Annotated in this window: 15 protein-coding genes and 1 tRNA gene; 6 read left to right on the top strand and 10 right to left on the bottom strand. The window is 47.0% G+C overall.

Annotation, left to right across the window (positions count from 1 at the left end):
* Window positions 1–133: 133 nt before the first annotated feature.
* Complete coding sequence (pfkA, locus tag CWM47_RS05725; RefSeq protein WP_100987033.1) at window positions 134–1108, top strand: 6-phosphofructokinase; 975 nt, start codon at window positions 134–136, stop codon at window positions 1106–1108.
* A 43-nt stretch (window positions 1109–1151) separates the two neighbouring features.
* Here pfkA and CWM47_RS05720 read toward each other — a convergent pair whose 3' ends face one another.
* Window positions 1152–1964, bottom strand: a complete 813-nt coding sequence (locus tag CWM47_RS05720) for a YdcF family protein (RefSeq protein WP_100987031.1) — start codon at window positions 1962–1964, stop codon at window positions 1152–1154.
* Between the two features lie 102 nt (window positions 1965–2066).
* Here CWM47_RS05720 and CWM47_RS05715 point away from each other — a divergent pair, with 102 nt between their 5' ends.
* The gene (locus CWM47_RS05715; RefSeq protein ID WP_100987029.1) at window positions 2067–3545 is read left to right on the top strand and encodes a TlpA family protein disulfide reductase; all 1479 of its coding nucleotides are present in this window, start codon (window positions 2067–2069) and stop codon (window positions 3543–3545) included.
* Window positions 3546–3640: 95 nt separating this feature from the next.
* Here the strand turns inward: CWM47_RS05715 and CWM47_RS05710 are convergent, their stop codons facing one another.
* Together CWM47_RS05710 and CWM47_RS05705 are read right to left on the bottom strand one after the other, a co-directional pair.
* Window positions 3641–4552 (bottom strand): DUF58 domain-containing protein, encoded by a 912-nt coding sequence (locus tag CWM47_RS05710; protein WP_100987027.1) that lies wholly within the window; start codon window positions 4550–4552, stop codon window positions 3641–3643.
* Between the two features lie 183 nt (window positions 4553–4735).
* Window positions 4736–5170 carry a septal ring lytic transglycosylase RlpA family protein gene (locus tag CWM47_RS05705; protein ID WP_100987025.1) on the bottom strand — a complete coding sequence of 145 codons (435 nt, stop codon included), beginning with the start codon at window positions 5168–5170 and terminating at the stop codon, window positions 4736–4738.
* Window positions 5171–5442: 272 nt separating this feature from the next.
* Here CWM47_RS05705 and CWM47_RS05700 point away from each other — a divergent pair, with 272 nt between their 5' ends.
* Complete coding sequence (locus tag CWM47_RS05700) at window positions 5443–5769, top strand: DUF3276 family protein (RefSeq protein WP_100987023.1); 327 nt, start codon at window positions 5443–5445, stop codon at window positions 5767–5769.
* A 241-nt stretch (window positions 5770–6010) separates the two neighbouring features.
* Window positions 6011–7111 (top strand): redox-regulated ATPase YchF, encoded by a 1101-nt coding sequence (gene ychF, locus CWM47_RS05695; protein WP_100987021.1) that lies wholly within the window; start codon window positions 6011–6013, stop codon window positions 7109–7111.
* 66 nt (window positions 7112–7177) lie between these two features.
* On the opposite strand, the gene CWM47_RS05690 is transcribed toward ychF, so the two are convergent.
* Window positions 7178–8476: a type IX secretion system plug protein gene (locus tag CWM47_RS05690; RefSeq protein ID WP_100987020.1), complete on the bottom strand. Its 1299-nt coding sequence runs from the start codon at window positions 8474–8476 to the stop codon at window positions 7178–7180.
* A gap of 338 nt (window positions 8477–8814) precedes the next feature.
* On the opposite strand from CWM47_RS05690, the gene CWM47_RS05685 reads away from it, so the two are divergent.
* On the top strand, window positions 8815–9759 hold the full coding sequence (locus CWM47_RS05685) for a bestrophin family protein (protein WP_100987018.1): 945 nt from the start codon (window positions 8815–8817) through the stop codon (window positions 9757–9759).
* Window positions 9760–9773: 14 nt separating this feature from the next.
* On the opposite strand, the gene CWM47_RS05680 is transcribed toward CWM47_RS05685, so the two are convergent.
* Together CWM47_RS05680 and CWM47_RS05675 are read right to left on the bottom strand one after the other, a co-directional pair.
* On the bottom strand, window positions 9774–10832 hold the full coding sequence (locus tag CWM47_RS05680) for a PA0069 family radical SAM protein (protein WP_100987016.1): 1059 nt from the start codon (window positions 10830–10832) through the stop codon (window positions 9774–9776).
* Window positions 10833–10950: 118 nt separating this feature from the next.
* Complete coding sequence (locus CWM47_RS05675; protein WP_100987014.1) at window positions 10951–12933, bottom strand: ABC-F family ATP-binding cassette domain-containing protein; 1983 nt, start codon at window positions 12931–12933, stop codon at window positions 10951–10953.
* An 84-nt stretch (window positions 12934–13017) separates the two neighbouring features.
* Here CWM47_RS05675 and CWM47_RS05670 point away from each other — a divergent pair.
* A tRNA-Thr gene (locus tag CWM47_RS05670) sits at window positions 13018–13090 on the top strand.
* Between the two features lie 456 nt (window positions 13091–13546).
* Here the strand turns inward: CWM47_RS05670 and CWM47_RS05665 are convergent.
* The 4 genes from CWM47_RS05665 to CWM47_RS05650 form a co-directional block, all read right to left on the bottom strand.
* On the bottom strand, window positions 13547–15226 hold the full coding sequence (locus CWM47_RS05665; RefSeq protein ID WP_100987012.1) for a RagB/SusD family nutrient uptake outer membrane protein: 1680 nt from the start codon (window positions 15224–15226) through the stop codon (window positions 13547–13549).
* Window positions 15227–15273: 47 nt separating this feature from the next.
* Window positions 15274–18591, bottom strand: coding sequence for a TonB-dependent receptor (locus tag CWM47_RS05660; RefSeq protein ID WP_100987010.1), 3318 nt, complete (start codon window positions 18589–18591; stop codon window positions 15274–15276).
* A 203-nt stretch (window positions 18592–18794) separates the two neighbouring features.
* Entirely contained in the window at window positions 18795–19850 is a 1056-nt protein-coding gene (locus tag CWM47_RS05655; RefSeq protein WP_100987008.1) for a FecR family protein, read from the bottom strand.
* Between the two features lie 332 nt (window positions 19851–20182).
* Window positions 20183–20755, bottom strand: a complete 573-nt coding sequence (locus CWM47_RS05650; RefSeq protein WP_100987005.1) for a sigma-70 family RNA polymerase sigma factor — start codon at window positions 20753–20755, stop codon at window positions 20183–20185.
* Window positions 20756–20806: the final 51 nt, after the last annotated feature.

The raw sequence follows: 20806 nt of genomic DNA, 5'->3' as shown, positions 1-20806 counted from the left end.
AATTTGTGTGAAAATAATGGGATAATTCCCAGTTGCATGCCTTTAGATTGGTAAATGAGGATAAATTTGCGGGGTTAAAAACGTTACCCTCGTTACCTTTTTGTGAAATTCCCTTAAAAAATTGATTTAACCTATGAAACGAGTAGCTGTTTTTACCTCGGGTGGAGACGCACCGGGTATGAACGCCTGCATCCGGGCTGTTGTTCGGGGGGCGGTCTATCACGGTCTTGAAGTATTCGGTATCCGCCGGGGATACAGCGGAATGATAAATGGCGATATTTTTCAAATGTCTTCGCATTCGGTGAGCAATATCGTTCAACGCGGAGGCACCATCCTGAAATCGGCCCGCAGCAAAGAATTCATGACGCCCGAAGGCCGTGCAAAGGCATACGAACAAATAAAGAAGTTCGACATTGAAGGCCTCATAGCCATCGGCGGCAACGGTACGTTTACGGGCGCTACACTCTTTTTCGATGAATACGGCATTCCAACCGTTGGCGCTCCCGGAACAATCGATAACGACCTTTATGGAACCGACCACACCATCGGTTTCGATACCGCCGTAAATACCGCACTCGAAGCGATTGATAAAATTCGTGACACCGCCGACTCACACGACCGGATCTTCCTGATCGAAGTGATGGGCCGCGACTCTGGCTATATTGCCATTCAGTCGGGTATTGCCGGTGGTGCCGAAATGGTTATGGTGCCCGAAGTACTTACGCCTATTTCGGAGGTTGTCGAAACGCTGAAAGCCGGTTGGAGTCGTCAGAAATCGTCGTCTATCGTTGTCATTGCCGAAGGTGAAGAAGCAGGAAACGCGGCTGAGATCGCCGAAAAAATCCGTCAGCAGGTACAATCTGATATTGACATGCGGGTTACAACACTGGGGCACATCCAGCGGGGCGGTATTCCTACTGCCTACGACCGGATTCTGGCCAGTCGATTGGGGCTTGGCGCTTTGGAAGGCCTCATGAACGGCGAGCAGAATGTAATGGCGGGTATCGTTAATAATGAGCTGGTTTATACGCCCTTCCGCGATACGATTCGCCTGCCCAAACCCATTAGCGAAGACTTACTCAGGATGGTTAAAATTCTGTCCGTATAACCCATTCCGTCAGACCTATAAGGTTTTTCGAAACCTTATAGGTCTACAGATAGCCTGCAACTTTGTAGGTAATATACCCAACCAGTTCGCGAATTAGAAAATAGGATTCGCTGAAGGACTCTTCGCGTGGGAGCAGCCACTCGCCCGGCGAAAACGACCGGCTGGTACTCATAAAACTACTGGGGAAGGGTGTTACCTGAACACCTTCTTTTCGAAAGCAGGCCATTGCCCGGCGCATATGCCAGGCCGACGTTACCAGCACACACCGATTTGTACCGAACTGCTTCCTGAGCATATCAGCAGTAAATAGCGCGTTTTCATGGGTATTACGGGACTTGTTTTCCAGAATTACATCGTTTGGCCGAACACCGGCTACGATCAAAAATTGCGCTGTCATCTGGCCTTCGTCGCTAATTGCTGTGGGCTGAAAAGGTAAGTCGCCCGCACCACCGCTAATCAGAATTTTCTGCACAGCACCGGTTTTATACAGATAGAGTGCCTGTCCGGCCCTGTCGGCTTCATGACCTAATAAAAAACGTTGGGTGCCATATTGCGTAGGCGCCGTTGCGGGAATTTCTTTCTGCCCGTTTATCATGCCACCTGTCAGCACAACCGCCACCCGGTTCGTTGAATCGGTAAAGGCCAGTCGGTTAGGCTGAACGGGATATTCCCACCATAAAGCCAGCTCGTTCATTAGAAAGGAATTACCAAAGAGCCAGAAGACACAAAGCCCAAAACCAATCGATATACGACGGTAATGGGCTTTTTTTACAAAAAATGCGAACAGTAGTGCCGTTATAAGCCAACCTGCCGGGGTGAGCAGGTAGGTAATCGTTTTAGAAAAGAAATAAAACATAGACTATAGGAGACGTGGCAAGCGTTTTGATAGGGAACTAACGTACCAGCAAAATACCGTAAATTTGACCTTATTCTGTTACGAAGATACATACCACCCTGTATGAAAAAACTCCTCTTAGCCGCTGTACTCGGTTTGGCTTTATTACCGCAAGCCTGGGCGCAGTCAACCACCCCAACCGCCAATGATGGCTTCAGAATTACCGGTCGTATTAAAGGACTGAAGGACACCACCTGCGTGCTAGCTCATTATTTCGGGGCTACTCAATACATTACCAAAGACACTGCCCGCGTCGATGGCGTGGGCAACATGGTTTTTGAAGGCAAAAAAACGCTGCCCGAAGGCCTATTTATTGTTGTAACGCCTAAGAATCGATACATCGAATTTTTAATTACCGACGATCAGCAGTTCTCATTCGAGACCGATACGGCAGATGTTATCAAGAATATGAAGGTGTCGGGCTCGAAAGAAAACGAGTTGTTTTACGGCTATCAGCAACAGCTTGGTAAACTTTCAGAAGAAGCTCAGGCATTGAATGTAGAGCGGAAAATGCGCAATGATGCCGTTTCAACCGCTATGGTTAACAAGAAAATGAGCGATTTGCAGAAACAGGCCACCGAATACCGCAGTCAGTTTCTAAAAGAAAATTCAGGTTCGTTTGCCGTAAAGCTTCTCAAAGCCACTGCCGAGCCCGAGGTTCCACCCGCGCCCAAACTCGCCAACGGTCGGCCCGATTCGCTTTGGGTATTTAACTACTTTAAAGGGCATTTCTGGGATGATTTCGACTTCGCCGACGAACGCTTTGTCCGGACGCCCATCCTGCAACGTAAGATTGAGCGCTACATTAAAGAACTGACCGTTCAGGTACCCGATTCGCTCATCAAAGAGGCCGACTTCATGGTGAATAAGGCCCTGGCGGGTAAAAGTAAAGAGGTTAAATACTACACGATCTATTACATCACAAGCCAGTATGAGCAACCCAAAGTAATGGGTACCGATGGCTTGTTTGTACACATGTTCGAGAAGTATTACAAGACCGGTGTCATGACGGTTTCGGATTCATCGACGCTGAAAAGCATTGGCGAACGGGTTGCCACGCTAAAGCCCAATCTGGTAGGTAAAATTCTGGTTGCACCTGTCATCAGCGACACCCTCCGCCGACCTATTGCCTTTCAGAACATCAAAGCCGACTACACGATTGTCTTTTTCTATTCACCCACCTGCGGGCATTGCCGCGATAGTGCGCCTAAGCTCAAGAAGTTTGTAGACGACTACAAAGGCAAAGGCGTTGAAGTTGTGGCCATTGCCATCGACCAAAGCCCGGAAGACTGGAAGAAGTTCATTAAAGAATTTAAACTAGGCAACGCCATCAATGGCTACGACTACACATACCGCACAGACTATCGACATCAATATGACGTCTGGACAACGCCAACGGTATATGTGCTTGATAAGGACAAAAAGATCATTGCCCGCAAACTACCCGCCGAGCAAGTAGAAGATTTTATGCTGTTTCACAAACGGCAGGAAGGCGCCAAAAAGACGGCGGCTACCACGGCTAAAGCAAGTGTGAAGAAGTAACGTGGACCTCTGGTCCGCACAGCCGAAAGCTAAGCTACAGAGACACACTAGCTCCTAAAAGGTTAGCCTTCGGCTGTGCGGACCAGAGGTCCACGTTACCTCATCTTTGTCCGCTTCACCAGATAAGCATTCAAAATCTGGTCGAATCCCTGCGCAATGTCGGCTTCGATGAAGTCGATTTTATACTGACCACAGCGCATCTTCAGTTCCTGGAAATATGTCTTTACGGCTTGCTGGTAGGTTTCGCGCACTTGTCCCGGCTGAAGTTTCACCTTCTCGCCCGTTTCCAGGTCAATAAATTCGTAAGGGCATTCATCAAAATCGAAATCTTCCTCTGTTTTCTTGTCCGTTACGTGAAACAGCAATACTTCGTGCAGATTATGACGCAGGTGTTGCAAAGCCGAAAACAGCGCATCGGCTTTTTCACTATTGTCGAACATATCGCTGAAAATCACCACCAGCGAGCGCTTGTTGATCTTTTCGGCTACCTGGTGAATTACTTCGGCGGCTGAGGTTTTGCGCAGGGGCTTAGGTTGCTGCATCAGCAGGTCTAACTGCGTAAATAACTTATGAACGTGCGAAGGCGTCGATTTGACCTGAGTTTGCAGGTCAATTTGATCGGCAAACGTGGTTAGACTTACGGCATCTTTTTGCCGTTGGAGCATATAAGCCAAACAGGCAGACGCCATTACGCTAAACGTCATTTTCCCATAATTGGCTTCCGGATAATACATTGACGACGACGTGTCGATCAGTAGATGACACCGCAGATTCGTTTCCTCCTCATATCGTTTAACAAACAGTTTTTCTGTTTTGCCAAACACTTTCCAGTCGATGTGCCGTGTTGTTTCGCCGGTATTGTAGAGACGGTGTTCGGCAAACTCGACAGAGAACCCATGAAAGGGTGATTTGTGCAGCCCTGTAATGAATCCTTCGACTAGTTGACGGGCCAAAAACTCGACGTTTCCAAACGAACGCACCTGGCCCAGATTAAGGGGTTGTTTCATGAACTCTAAAGAGCGAAAGAGTGAAAGAGCGAAAGAGTGAAAAATTTTGCGCCAGCTCTTCGCTCTTTCGCTCTTTCATTCTTACGCTTTTTGAATTTAGTGCAAAAAACGAACCGTTCGACATCTCAGGCAGGAATTGCACAGGGAAATATCGAACGGTTCTGATAATGCGGCTAAACCGACTTACATAACTGGCTCCAGCATCGGCTGAAAAGCAATCGGTGTTGTAAAGGCAGACGTCGATAATGCGATAGCATGACCTTTGCCAACAACCCGGAGCGATACATTAGCGATTCCTTTAGAAACCATACCAAGTGCATGCGCTGCTGCAAGGGTGAGATCAATGACACGACCTTTTGCAAAAGGCCCCCGATCATTGATTCGTACAATTACTGAACGTTGGTTGTCAAGGTTAGTGACTTCAACCAACGTGTTTAAGGGGAATTGGCGGTGGGCACCTTCTAGGGATTCGGCGCTAACGCGCTCACCGTAAGCGGTCTTGCGACCATTGAACTTCTTGGAATAAAAAGACGCTTTGCCTTTCTGTATGAGGCTCGGGAGAGCCTCCGCCGGGTTTATGTTGCTAAAAAACAACATAATGGACATGATTAAACTCATACAGCTCTTGGTTACGTGAAAAAAATAGGCGGGAGATATGTCAAATCGCTTTCCACATACCATCCGCCCCCAAAAAGTGCAATTCCTGTAAAGCAAAGATAGTCCAGAGGGGCTTTATAACCAAGCCTTTAGCCAAAAAACTGTAGAACGGCCTCCACAAAGTCACTCGTTTTTGGGGTCAAATAGCCCCAAAATATATTAACAGCATTCTTTTTGTTATAGCCTGATTGCACGTACTTTAGTGGCTATTAACTGACTAAACCTATTTAATTGTGGAAGAGAGAGACCGGGAGAAGATTTACTCGAAACGGGTTAGGGCGGGAAAACGAACGTATTTTTTTGACGTTAAAGCAACCCGCACAAACGACTATTACCTAACCATTACCGAAAGTCGCCGACACCCGCAAGGCGAGGGATTTGTCTATGAAAAGCACAAAATGTTTCTCTACAAAGAAGACTTCGACAAGTTTGTTGAAGCCCTCAAAGAAACGGTCGACCACGTGAAAACAGAGCTTATGCCCGAAGTAGACTTCGCCCAATTCGTTCAGCGTGAACGGGACGAACAGGATGACTTCGCCAGTGAGCTAAAATGGGAGTAGTTAATTCACAATATCCAATCGACATCTCACGCATGATCTAGACTTTACCTGACTCTTACGTAATAAATCAAACGAGTTTCTTCTTCATCACACAGCTAGCCCTCGGCCCATCCTGCCGAAGGCTTTTTTTGCGGTCCGCCGTCGCGGTTGTATTTTTGCACAAAAACTAAAGAGTGAATGAGTAAAAGAGCGGGACAGACAAGTTCACTCTTACGCTCTTTTGTTCTTTTATAATTGAACTATGGGACTTCAATGTGGAATCGTGGGTTTGCCGAATGTAGGTAAATCAACGCTGTTTAACGCAATATCGAGCGGAAAGGCCGAAGCGGCTAATTACCCGTTCTGCACAATAGAACCCAATGTTGGGGTTGTTACCGTGCCCGACGAACGCCTTGACGCGCTCGAAGGGCTGGTAAAACCGCAGCGCGTGGTGCCAACGATTATTGAATTTGTTGACATTGCCGGGTTGGTAAAAGGAGCCAGCCAGGGTGCTGGTCTGGGCAATAAATTTCTGGCTAACATTAAGGAAGTCGATGCCATTGTTCACGTGGTTCGGTGCTTCGACGATGACAACATTGTTCACGTTGAAGGCAAAGTTAACCCTGTGTCGGATAAAGAAATTATCGACATCGAGTTGCAACTGAAAGATTTAGAATCGGTTGACAAGAAAATTCAGCGGATCGACAAAGCCGCCCGTGTTGGTGATGCCAAAGCAAAAGGCGAACTGGAAATCCTGAAACTGTACAAAACGGCGCTCGAAGCCGGTAAAAGCGCGCGCACGGTACAAGTATCACTCGAAGAACGGGAAACCGCCATCGGCGACATTTCGCTGATGACTGTGAAGCCCGTTATCTACGTCGCCAATGTAGATGAAGGATCGCTACCAAACGGAAATGCCTATTCTGACATGCTTCGGGAAGCGGTGAAAGATGAAGGCGCAGAGGTCATTATTATCAGCGCGGGTATCGAATCGCAGATTGCCGAAATGGAAGACCCAGAAGAGCGTGAAATGTTCCTGGGCGAATATGGTTTAACCGAGTCGGGGTTAAGCCAACTTATCAAAGCATCGTATAAATTATTAGGCCTGATCACCTATTTCACCGCAGGTGTGAAGGAAGTTCGTGCCTGGACCATTCACCGGGGCTGGAAAGCACCCCAGGCGGCTGGCGTTATCCACTCCGATTTTGAACGAAAGTTCATTCGGGCGCAGGTCATGAAGATTCCCGATTTTGCACAGTTTAAAACCGAAGCGGGCGTTCGTGAAGCCGGTAAATTAGCCGTAGAAGGAAAAGAATACGTCGTGCAGGATGGCGACATTATGGAATTCCTGCACAGTGCGTAGCCAGTAGGGCGGACATCTTGTCCGCCTTTTTCTGTTACAAAGGCGGACAAGATGTTCGCCCTACGTTTACTTCCGTTTGTTCACCCCTACCCGTTTATAGGCTATCAGTTGGTCGGCGCGGGAGGCTGGCGGGCGGTGGTACACAAAAATTTCGTAGTCATTTTCGGTGGATGAGAAACTTCCTTCAATGAAGTTCTCATCCACTTTTGGTTGTGGCCCGGTTGTGGCCACAATATAGTCGTAGTTGTAAACGCCCTGCTTCAGCATAATGGATGCCCGGTAAGCACCCAATAGCGGATCGTATGTCATACGGTTACGGTCGTTCAACTGCCAGAAATTGAAGGCCCCATTCACATACATGTCGAAACCCGACACTTCGGGTATTTTAAGGGTGAAAATGGTTTCAATGTAATCGGCATTGGTAGCCCCATTGCCCGATTCGCGGTGGTCGATCACAAACTGCCCGTTGAAGTCATCGCTTTGAATATAAACACCCCGATTACGTGGTTGATCGGTCTGCACATACGCGATGTTACGGTCGGCGGGACGGTCGATCCGGTCGATGTAATTGGCGCGGGATATAATCGTGCGCGTATCGAAATACCGAAACTCATTACCACCCGGCATCATGTTGCTTAAATCAACAAGCCGATAATCCAGCACCTGGTCAAATGCCTGCACATTGGTTGGACGCAAATCGCGAATCTCACGGTCGTCACGGTAATTCTGGCGGATAATTACTTTAAAATCATCCTGGGGCGAAATAACCTGATACCCTTTGTAGGACAGCGTCATGTCAATCTGCTGATCCGAGAACTGGCGGGCCGGGTTCGACGAGAAGCGCACATCGGCGGCTACGTTTACCCGATTCTGATAGGTACTGAATCGGCGGGTGAGGATAATATTATTTCGATTCCGTTCGTCATAAACAACCAACAGGTAATTGCCCGGCAGTTTCACTCGTGGCAGGGTGAACCGATAATGATAGTAGGGGATTTTGGTATTTATCGAAATCTGATAGTCGGTAATCGGGTTGTCATTGTATTCGTAGGTGTACTCTATGTCGTTGAGTACAGAGCGTTGCCAATCGGCGTTACAATTCAAAACTTTTGCCCGAAATGAGCGATAATTAGCCGTCAAATCATCGAACTCAAGTTGTAGGGTAACGGCTTCATCGAGCGAAATAATTGGCGGATTGAGCGTTAAGGCGGGGTCGATTTGATTGGTGCTAACTTGCGGAAACAGCAATACCGTTTCAATTTTAGGGTCATAAATGTGGTCAATTGTCTGAAGCTGCTGAGCCAGCAAAGGCGAAGTAATTAACCCAAGGAATACAGCAATAAAAAGCCTGAAAGAAGCAATCATTCAATGTAGTTTTTAATAAGATTGTTTAGAATTTTGCTTTCGAGCGTTTTTTTGTCATCCCGACGCAGGAGGGATCTTCGGGGAAGACAGAGTTTTCCATTTCCCCGAAGATCCCTCCTGCGTCGGGATGACAAAAAAACACCCTAAATTTCACCCAAAGAGAAAGTTTAAACAGCATCAATGTTACAACAGAACGCTGATTGTTATGTTGTGTAGGATTGATGTTTGTAGCTTAAAATCAGTGTTCTATCACAACGTTATCAACATTTATCCAGCTTAGCCGTTGATAACATAAGCAAAATACGGTATGATTACAGTCTACTCAGCTAAGGGCATCTATGGTCAATTATAATCCAAAGGACTGGTTTCGGTTCATCATCACCTTCAACCGAGCCGATACAGTGCGCAAGCTACTTCCTGTTTTGGTAGCGGTAGGCGTTTATTCTGTAATTATTGTTTATGTCATTGAGTTGATGGGATTGAGTGATAATGTTCACCTTAAGAACTTGTCGCTCATGCACACGCTGTTAAGTTTTGTCATTTCGATGTTGTTGGTTTTTCGTACCAACACAGCTTATGATCGCTGGTGGGAAGGGCGAAAATTATGGGGCGCGTTGGTCAATAACAGTCGAAACATGGCCCTCAAAATGGACCAGTTACTCGATACATCAGAAAGCGAAGCCCGCCAGTTTTTTCGGACTATGATCCCCAACTTTGCCTTTTCGTTAAAAAATCACCTGCGTCAGCATGCCATTGAGCCTGAATTTACCGAAAGTTCATTATTTAGCGTTCGTAATCTTCGGCTCAGTGAGCATGTACCTCAACAGATTGCTCTGGCAATTTTTGGTAAACTAAATGACCTGCAACGACAGCATATTTTGTTGCCCGAGCACCTTTTACTACTCAATTCGGAAATTCAATCGCTGATGGATATATGCGGAGCCTGCGAACGAATAAAGAATACGCCCATTCCTTTTTCGTATAGTTCATTCATCAAGAAATTCATTTTTATCTACTGCCTTACCCTACCACTGGGCTACGTATCGAATCTTCATTACCTGGTTATTCCACTGGTCGTATTTGTGTTTTATGTGTTAGCCAGTCTGGAAATCATTGCCGAAGAAATCGAGAACCCATTTGGCACCGATGATAATGACCTTCCCCTCGACACAATCTGCAAAGGAATTCAGAAAACCGTAACGCAGTCATTCGACCATACCGAGATGCTGGCGCAAGCCGACCAGATCAGTGTCACACCAAAGGGCTTCTCGTATGAGAAATAGTCTATCAGTATTGCTTAGTTAAATAAGTCCAATTGCCCGGCAGGTCGGAACAAAGTAGTAGTCAGTTCGACAGGTTTTCGGTTAGCCAGATATTTTTGACAGGCAATGCGGTGTAGTTGGGCAATATGGTTGGCATACGCTCCTTCGCCCGACATACGCGTTTTAAATCGGGAATCAGTCAATTGCCCGCCATGACAGTCGGCAATTTGGTTCAAAATCCGGTCAGCACGGTCTGGGAAGGCTTTCTTGAGCCAATCAGTAAACAGCGGGCCAAGCGCCCCATTCAACCGCACAACGGTATAAGCGGCCCAGCAAGCACCCTGTCCGGCAGCTTGTTCAACCAATTTTGGAATTTCGTGGTCGTTCAGGCTGGGAATGATCGGAGCTGTCATGATACCCACGGGGACACCCGCCTGATGCAAAGCACCCATCGTTTTTAAGCGCTGGGCAGCCGTAACCGTACGGGGTTCCATCAGTAATCGGAGCGATTCGTTCAGCGTCGTGATCGTGATCGCCACATTCACCAGATTGAGTTCGGCCAATGGTTTTAGAATATCCAGATCGCGGAGAATGAGCGCGTTTTTGGTGATAATAGTAACCGGATTCCGATAGCGAAGGCAAAGCGCCAGGATCTGCCGCGTCAGTTGATACGTTCGTTCAGCGGGTTGGTAACAATCGGTGTTGCCGGAAAAGTGGATGGTGACTGGTTTATAGGTCCGCGACTGAAACTGCTTTTCAAGTAAGGCAGGTGCATTTTTCTTCACCATAATCTTACTCTCAAAATCCAGACCGGCCGAAAAACCCCAGTACTCATGTGTGGATCGGGCGTAACAGTAAATGCAGCCGTGTTCACAACCCTGGTAAGGGTTAATAGATGCTTGAAAGCCAATATCAGGGCTGTTTGGCCGACTAATAATCTGCTTGGGAGTTTCTTCAAAAAACTGTGTCTTTACTGTTGGGGCAGGGAAATCATCATCGAACGCATCTCCTAAATTGTCGGGTTCGTACTGATGAGCCAAAAATGAATTGGCCAAATTGAACTGCGCTCCCCGCCCTTTACGATAATCGCTCATATCGTACAAATAAAATATAATATATTTTATTTGTACGATATGAGCGATTAATAATTATAGTATTTAGTGTACGGTATTTATTAGCCAACCGTAACCCACAACCTGAATACTGTAAACCTTACGCCAGCTTCTTCTCCCAAACTTCGGCTTCTGTCATAGCGGTTTCCCACTCATCCTGAAGCTGATTGATCTGGGCCATTACGTGCCGATATTCATCATTCTTGGCCTGCATCAGCTTATCGTCGCCATAAGTTGCGGGATCAGCCAGTTCGGTTTCCAGCTTCTTTTTTCGGCTTTCCAAGTGACTAATTTTCGTTTCGGCTTCTTCGGCCTGGCGGGTCAATACCTTCAGTGTCTTGTGCCACTCTTTCCGTTCATCTTCCGATATCCGACCATTCGTAGACTTCCCGTTCGCAATCTGGCCGCTCGAAACGGGAGCCGGGCTGGTTACGGGTTGTAGTTTCGAATTGTCTACTGGTTGTTTGGACGACGTTATTCCCTGTGCTTTGCGCTCCTCCTGCCACCACTCATACTCGTCGTAGGTGCCCGGATACTCTTTGATCTGCTCGTCTTCGATGTACCAGATTTTATTGGCAATCTGCGACACGAAATACCGGTCGTGGGAAACAACCACATACGTACCTTCATACTGCTGCAGTGCCTGAATCAGGATATTCACCGACTGCATATCCAAGTGGTTGGTCGGTTCGTCGAGCAACAGGAAATTCGCTTGTGAGAGCAGTACTTTGGCCAGGGCTACACGCGATTTCTCTCCCCCCGACAGCACTTTGATTTTCTTGAATACGTCATCACCCGAGAACAGGAAGCAACCTAATACACCCCGCAGTTCACCATCCGATTTCGATGGGTTTGCCTGTTTGAGCTCTTCCAGCATCGAATCCTCCACCCGAAGCGACTCAAGCTGGTGCTGCGCATAGAAGCTAAACGAAACATTATAGCCCAAAACACGCTCACCGTCAACAGGTTCTGATCCGGAAATAATGCGCAGCAACGTCGATTTACCGCGTCCATTGGCACCAATCAATGCCACTTTATCACCCCGTTCGAGCCGGGCCGTCGAGTGGGTCAGAATACGTTTGGGGCCGTAAGCCTTCGATATATCATCCAGGTGCAGAATATGCCGACCGGGTTGCTGAGAGAAGTTGAATTTAAAGTTAACCCGTGCGCTGCTGTCGATCACGTCATCGACAAGCTCCATACGTTCGAGTTGTTTAACCCGGCTTTGCGCCTGTTTCGCCTTTGATGCTTTCGCCTTAAACCGTTCGATAAACCGCTCTGTCTGGCGAATTTTAGCCTGCTGGTTTTCAAATGCGCCCTTCTGAATCTCATTCCGCAGGCTCTTCTCCTCCATATAGTAAGAGTAGTCGCCCGCATAATAATTCAATTTTGCGCCCGACACTTCAACAATGGTATCCACCACATTATCCACGAACTCTCTATCGTGGGAGACCACAATGACAGACCCTTCGTAATTCTGAACGTACTTTTCAACCCACTGAATAGACGGTAAGTCCAGGTGGTTGGTTGGCTCATCGAGCATCAGTAAAGAAGGCTTTTCAAGCAGCAGTTTAGCGAGCATTACGCGCATCCGCCAGCCTCCGGAGAATAGCTTCAAGGGTTTACTCAGTTCTTCGGTTGAGAACCCAAGCCCTTCCAGAATCTCTTCGGCTCTCGACTGGATTGTATAGCCGTCCAGCGCGTCGAACTCTTCCTGCGCCTTTCCTAATTTATCAACCAGATCATCGGTATAGTTTGTCTCCATCTGCTGGAGCAGTTCCTCAATCTTGATTTGCAACTCATTTTGCCGGGCAAATGCCTGCATGGCTACGGCCAGAATTGACTCGTCGGTTTGGTACGACAGCAAATCCTGATTCAGGAAACCGATCGAAACATCGCCCGCTTTGGAAATAATTCCTCCATCGGGTTGATACTCACCATTGATGATACGGAGTAACGTTGACTTGCCGGTACCATTGAGGCCGATTAGGCCGATCTTCTGGTTTGGCTTGATATGTAGCGAGGCATTTTCGTATAAAGCCCGGCTACCGAGATAGTACGATAGGTTCGTAATGGAAATCATGGGTGCAAATTTACCAAAAATAGAACGGATACTTGCGTTCTTAAATTCAACTCTGTTATATTTGCACTCTCAAAAGCAGAAAAAGCCTCCTTAGCTCAGTTGGTAGAGCACTTCATTCGTAATGAAGGGGTCGTAGGTTCAAGTCCTATAGGAGGCTCTTGATAATCAAGCACTTAACAACACTGTTAAGTGCTTTTTTTGTTTCACTGCAACATATTTGGTCATGTTTATTGAGCCTCATCGCGGTCTGTAGAATGTTGTACAATTCATAGGTGTCAACAGGAGCTTTATTTACTTAGGTTACACAGTATATAGATATAGATGGGGAGTGATTAGCCTCGTTCTTATAAACTCTACTGAGCTTTGACTTATAAGCCAAGCCGGATCTACCAAGGATGATTTTGGCTTGACTGTCGAAATGCGAATAGATCTACTCAATAAATAACCTTGCCCAGTGTACGTCGTCAAATGAAAGTAGACATTACTAAGGTTCTTCAGGTGAAACCACTGGGTCGCCAGTGAGAGTATGGAATTGTCTTCTCCCCTTTTCACCTCATTTGTCCACTTTCATTTGACAACGTACAGTATTAGGCAGTAACGTTAATACCACTTATTAGTTATAGCCTGGATTCTGGACAAATTCGGTTTTGTTTTGTAGCACGTCGATTTCAACACGGGGAATTGGGCGCATCAAATGATAGGGCCTTACATTGGCGGCCGCGTCCAGATTATACTTCGTCAGTCGTTCGATTAGTTTCCCGGTTCGTTTCAAATCAAACCAGCGAAGCTGTTCACCAGCAAATTCACGAGCCCGTTCGTCCAGCATGAAATCAAGTGTCATATCAGCAGCTTTCACGGTCATTTCTTCACTTTTTCCGGGTAACGCTGCCCGTTTCCGAACTACGTTGACGTAATCGGCCGCAGCACCCGTATTCCCCAGCTTCATACTAGCTTCTGCCGCAATCATGTACATTTCGGAGAGTCGGAAAACGAATGCATCCCGTTTGCTATTCACTACATCTTTGGCCGAACGGGACGGATCCGCGAATTTCCAAAGTCCGGCGAAACGCCATCGAGGAGTAGTAGGTGTACCGTTGGCCTGATAGATATCGTTGGCATCATAGATGGTATAGGGTTTCGACTTGCGATACGCATCAGACACCGCCCGCTTTGATACCACGGCAATCGTATCGCCCAGTTTCATACCCCCTGTCAGCGTTGTCGCATCGTTTGCCCACCAGACCGTCCGGAACGAACCTGCCCAGCGTGCGTCTTTCGTTTCGTCGTACAGATCTACTAAATATTTAGAAGGCATGTACTGCAACAACGACCGACCTGACTCCAGATCATACTGCCAGCCTTTCAGCCCATTGAAATAAGGAAGAAACATCAAATGCCCATGATGCCCTCCCTCCCAGAGCCAAAAGTAGCCCAGATCATCATATCGGCCGAAGTCATTAAGAGTGTTGTTTTCGGAGTAATTGACAAACCAGATAACTTCCTTGCTGGTACTGCCATTGCTGTTCGCTATATCCCAAAGTGACTTATAGTTCTCTGTCAATTTAAAGTCATAGCTTTTAATAACCCGGTCAGCCATAGCCAGCGCTTCGGTGTTTTTATCGCGGGTCAAGTATAGGCGCGCTAGAAAAGCTGCCACGGCTGGTTCAGTTACGCGCCCGCCCTGCGGACCTACAACCCCTTTTATATTGGTAAGGGCTGTTTCCAGGTCACTAAATATAAGCGTATAAATCTCATCGACTGGTGCTCTAAGGGCTGTTGTTTCGGGGGCCGTCGTCTCCTGTGTACGCAATGGGATCGGGCCGAAAGTTTCCACCAAATGGTAGTAATAAAAAGCTCTCAGAAATCGTACTTCAGCTTCCCGAACAGCTTTCAGGTTAGCAGGTAAAGGCGATTCCTTGATTCGGGCAATAGCCGTATTAGCGGCATTTATGCCCCGGTAAAAGCTTTTCCAGACAAAAATCAACCCGCCTTCTGTTGCCTGAAGGTTGGAATTATAATCAAAATAGGGATACGATCCGTTGGCCGTGTTGCCGAACAGCATTTCGTCGGTACCCGCTTCGGTCAACAGATAGCCAACGGTTTTGCCGTACCAAATACGCGTGGGTGCGTAGCACGAATTAACCAGACTCTCAATGCCTTCTGTGGTTTTATAAAAGGCATCGGCAGTCACTGTATTTTTGTTGTTTTCAGTCAGGAAATCGGAGCAGGCATTCAGGCTCAAAAGCCCGGCACATACCGTGGAAAGAACTAGGTAGCTGAGGATCTTTTTCATGATTATGGAAAGACAGTGTCGCTGATCAACAAGGTCTGTTAAGGCGTTTAGAAACTAACGTTAAGGCCAATGATAAGCTGTTTGGTCAGCGGGAAATCGACGGAGCCACCCCGCTCAGGATCGTAATCTTTCAGCTTGCTGAATGTGAAAAAGTTTTTCGCAGTCGAATAGATCGTTACATTACTCAACGAGCTCTTTTTCAGCAGGTTCTTCGGTAGGTTATAGCTCAGGCGGATGTCCTTGATTTTCCAGAAAGACCCATCGACATAACTGAGCGTTGACAGGTACTGGTCGGTATGACTCAGCCATGGACGGGGGTAGGCATTGGTGGGGTTCTCAGGCGTCCAGTAGTCGGCTACAGCCGTTGTACCACCCGGATAAAAATAGCCGAGATATTGACTGGAAATCGTCTGGCCAACCCGCGCATAAATCAGTACCGAGAGATTGACATTGCCATAGGTAAAGTTGTTGGTTATACCGCCCGACCATTTCGGTGAGGCCTGCCCCAGTACAACCCGATCATTGCTGGCCGTAATCTTCCCATCGTTGTTCTGATCCCGAACCTTGATCTCACCCGGTACTTTGTTGTAAACAGCGGCTGCATCTTTTTCCGCCGTTTGCCAGATGCCCGTTTTTTCGTAGTCGTAAAAAACGCGAAGTGGTTTGCCAACGAACCACGCTTTAGATACGTCGTCGCCCCCTACGCTCAAGGCCACAATTTCTTCTTTATAGGTCGCCAGGTTCAGATCCGTTGACCAGGAGAACGCTGACGATGTGTAATTGCGGGTAGAAATAGTCAGATCGACCCCTCGGGTTTTGGTTTTCCCAACGTTAGAAACGGTAGTACTGTAGCCCGTCAACGAGGGTAATATCCGATCCATCAACAGATCGCTGGTGTTGGTATTGTAGACGTCAACAGTGCCGGTCAGCCGATTTTTGAAGAAACCAAAGTCAAGTCCTACGTTGACCGTTGCGGTTTTCTCCCAGCCTAAATCTTTGTTCGCCAGGAGCTTGGGCCAATAGCCGAAAGCGGGGGTTTCATCGAACGAATAGGCGATTTTGCCAAGTCCACCCTGCGTTTGATAAGCCGCAATGGCACTGTTTCCTGAAATCCCGTAGCTGGCTCTAAGTTTCATTTCAGAAAACAGGTTTCCGGTATTGGTCATGAACGACTCATCCAGCAAACGCCAGGCAACTGCCACCGATGGAAAGTAGGCCCATTTATGCCCCTCTGCCAGCACCGACGCTCCATCGGCACGTAACGAAGCGGTTAACAGATACCGATCTTTGAACTTATAGTTTAACCGACCAAAAACCGATGCGAGCGAACTCTCGATCAGGCTACTGGTTGTGATAATGTCTTTTGTGTTCGTATTTAGATTATAAAAGAGCGAGGACGAAAACGGCTGATCCTTTCCTTCTCCCGAAAAGTTCACCGTTCGGTAGCTGATCATACTGGTTCCGACCATAGCGTTAAGGGAATGATCCTTGATGGTTTTGGTATAGTTCAGAACGTTTTCCCAAGTCCAGTTGCGATTCTTGCCATCAATTAATGCGGCTCGCGAATACCCGCTGTTCACGCCTGCCAGGGTAGTATTCTTTCCTTCAAAAATGCCCTGCTGGCTGTTGGAAATATCGATACCAAAACTGGACCGTAACGAAAGGTTTTTCAGGATCGACCATTCACCAAATCCGAGCATAAAAATCCGGCTGCTGGTGGTCAGGTTGGAATAATTATCCGGACTTTCGTCGAGGAGGGGGTTATAAACCAGAGAACCGGGAAACGGATAGGTTTTTATCGAGCCATCCTCATTGTAGGGAATACCCAGTGAAGAGTTTTTTTGAAGGTTCCAGAAACTCGTGTTCCGGCGTTGTTGAGTTGACGAATTGAAATTCAGAACCATCCCAACTTTCAGGTTATTCAGGATCTGATGGTCGAGGTTAAGGTGCTGAACAAAGCGCCGAAGCTGATCATATTTAAGCAAGCCGCGCTCGTTGAAATATTCCGTCGACAGGCGAAATTTCGTTTTTTCGTTACCCCCCGAAATGGCAATGTGGTTATTCTGAACACTTCCACTACGTAGCATTAAACTAACCCAATCGGTATTAATACCTTTGCGGATATTGTCCATCTGAATATTGAAAATCTTCTCATCATCGGCAGGGCTGCTCCACTGGCCAGCGGCCCGATAGGCCTCCCGCGTCATTGCCACGTATTGATCAGTATTGGTAACGTGCTGATAGGCAACCGGATCGTTGATACCGTAGTAGTTATTAAACTCTACTTTGGTCTTACCGACCTTCCCGCTTTTGGTGGTGATCAAGATTACGCCATTGGCACCTCTCGACCCGTAAATAGCGGTTGAGGACGCATCTTTCAACACGTCAACGGAGGCAATATCGTTGGGGTTGATATCGATATACGAACCATACTGAATCCCGTCGACCAAAATCAGCGGCTGGTTCGAGTCATTGAGCGACCGGTTGCCACGAATGGTAAGATTGAGGGGGGCACCCGTTTCGCCACTGCTCCGGGTCAAGTCCATACCGGCTACTTTTCCCTGTAGGGTTTCCAGTGCATTCACCACCGGGGTCGACGTAATCTGCGCTTCCTTGATTGAGACGACTGATCCGGTCAAATCCCGCTTCTGAACCTGCCCATAGCCAACCACAACTACCTCATTGAGCGAATTCTGGTCGGGCTGCATACTAATAGTCAGCGTCGATTGATTGCCCACGGCGATATCCTGACTTTTGTAGCCAACAAACGAAAGTGTCAGCGTGACTTCACCCGTTGGAACAGTAAGTTTAAATTGACCTTTCGCGTCGCTGGTGGTTCCCCGCGTGGTGCCTTTGATAACGATGCTAACGCCCGGCAGCTTTTCTTCTTTCTCGTCGCTAATTGTTCCGGTAATTACCTGGTCAGCGGCTTCCGGTTCGGGTAAAGCTGCCTCTGCCTTTGATTCAGCATCCTGAACGATACTGTCTAAAACAATATGCCCATTAATAAGCTGATAAGTTAGATTAAGCGGTTTCAGCAGCTGTTCCAGCGCATCGCTCAGCTTCACGTTAGTCAGGTGAATCGTAACGGGCCGGTCGACTCCGATGTTTCTGGAACTGTAGACGAACTTCACTGACGTCTGCTTCTCAATCTGCCCGATTACATACCGAAGCCGCTGGCCTTCAGTATGCAGGGAGATAGACTTATTCAGGAGTTCCTGCGCGTTACCGTCGAAGCCATATGACAGGCCCACAAACGTGACGAAAAAAAAGAGTTGTATAACGGATAGTTTCATAAGCAGCAAAAAAATCGGTATACGCCGGCTGCATGACCAGCTCAATAGAGCCGAATCAAAAATTTTCATACCTTTGAGAGTTTGTTAAGTGGACGATTTGACAAATAAGTCCCTCGTTCATTGGGCAGTGCAATACCGCAATGACTAGCTCACAAGGCTACATGAGGGGAGATTCTGAAGCTGATTATGGTGCAAACATGATCAGCTTCTTTTTTTGTGCGGGGTGTAGTGAATTTACATAGGCTTCGGGGGTTAGCGAGGTTCGTTTACACTTACAGATTAGCGCATCCTTTTCCACTAATCAGAATAGTTGTTCCCTGCACGGTGTAGCTGGATTTTGTGGCTGCGCAAATCATATCTAATTGAGCATACAATGAAAGGTTAGATAGATCGGCGGTGAGCGGACATTCGTTCTGATTCTCATTTTCAAGTTTGATCGTCAGGCCGTAGGCTTCCTCCAGCTGAACAATAACCCGCCGTAGCGGCACATCATCAAACTCAAACGATCGAGGCTGCGTAACGGATTTTTCTGCCGAAATCACTTGCGGGCGTTCAACAAGGCCCGTCACAAATTGCTGATTTTCGGGCGAATAGGTCGCTTTCTGGTTGGGGCTTAACACAATAGCATTCGTTGCGGTTGCGGTTTCAGCAACTTTCGTTTGCTTGTAAACGGCCACTCGACCTGTTGCCACTTCAACAACAACCTGTTTTGTAGTCGCCTGCGTTTTCACTAAAAAACTTGTTCCTAACACTTTGGTGACAACCGTGCCAGTGTACACGTAAAAAGGGCGTGTGGGCATTTTTTGAACCGAGAAAAAGGCCTCCCCTTTTAGCGCAATTTCCCGTTTATCAGCCGCAAATTTCGCAGGATATTGAATAGAGCTTTGTGGCGCTAATCGGACCTGACTGCCATCAGAAAGTTGAATCACTTCGGCTTTGTCCGACGAGTTTGTCCGCTGTTGCCAATCGGCATGATCAATCTCTTGCGAAATCTCATTCTCATACGTTAGCAATCCGCCTTGCTGACGATAGAACCACCAGCCAGCCAGCAGTACCAGTACGATTGAAGCGGCAACTGCCATCCAGGGATAAGAAAACTGGCGACGGGGGCTGCTAACCGGCATCGGAATTACCTTCGGCGACTGTGTCCGACTCTGAATCTGCTGCCAGAGTAAAGGCTCCAGAGCCTGAAAATCCGTTTCCTGTAGTGGCTCCCTGTCTTTGTTTTGCACAATCCCGTACCAATGTTCGACAAACGCCCGCTCATCTTCAGAGCATTTCCCGTCCAGATACTGTTGTAGAAGAAACCCAAATTCCTTACGGCTCATGCTTGATGGAGTTAGTCGTCATATACACGACATATTTCTCCCGTATAGACCGCAAATGATTTTATTAAATAGTTAAATATTTATATTACCAGCGCTACTAAGGCAAACATTTCTCCATATAATACAATATTTTTTATATTGATCCTCCTATGGCCGAAAGGTTATAACATTTTTTTACAGTGGAGTTGCGGAATAATACCAGGTAGGTTGACTTATAGTAAATCCTCGCCGAGGTCCGGCTGATTTTTATGACATCTCGGATTTTACTATGGTTAAAGCAGGAAATAAAAAGCCTTCAGCCAGGAGAATAATTCTTATGGCTCAACGAAGCTTTAGCAAACATAAAATACTATGGCCAATACCAGGTAATCCTGTAGTAAGGGTCGAAGTAACTTGAGGGATAAGTTGATATGATATTCGACGGTGCGTTCGGGAATACCCAGTTGATCCGAAATTTCTTTCGCTGACTTATACTCCAACCGGTTTAGTCGAAAAATCTGACGGGTCTTCTCCGGAAAATCGTTCAGTTGATGTTCAATAGTAGCCATCAAGTCGTTCAGGGCAATTTGCTCTTCTGTCGATTGCTCATTTGGCAAAAAACTTTGCGCATGTTCCACGTACTTTTCTCTCACCAGTCTCGCCTTAAATAGATTGATGATGGCATATTTGAGGGACATGTGTAAATAAGCACCCAAATTTTCGATAAGCAGGTTTCGCCGCTGCTCCCATAGTTTCACAAATAAATCCTGAACCATATCTTCGGGACTATCGGTTGATGGGAGCTTGTTTCTTGCTATGGTGAATAGTTTCCTCCAGTAACGCACATAGATTTCCTGAAAAGCGGATTCGTCGCCTTGTTTCAGGTAAATCAATAAGACAGCATCAGGAAGAGTTTTATACTCCATAGTAACACAGGCATTGCTTAAAGTTGCTTGCTAAAGTACAGAATTTTATAT

The sequence above is a fragment of the Spirosoma pollinicola genome (assembly GCF_002831565.1).
Classification (GTDB): Bacteria; Bacteroidota; Bacteroidia; order Cytophagales; family Spirosomataceae; genus Spirosoma; species Spirosoma pollinicola.
The sequence above is the reverse complement of the archived record's forward strand: the minus strand, read 5'-3'. Positions and strand labels throughout refer to the sequence as shown.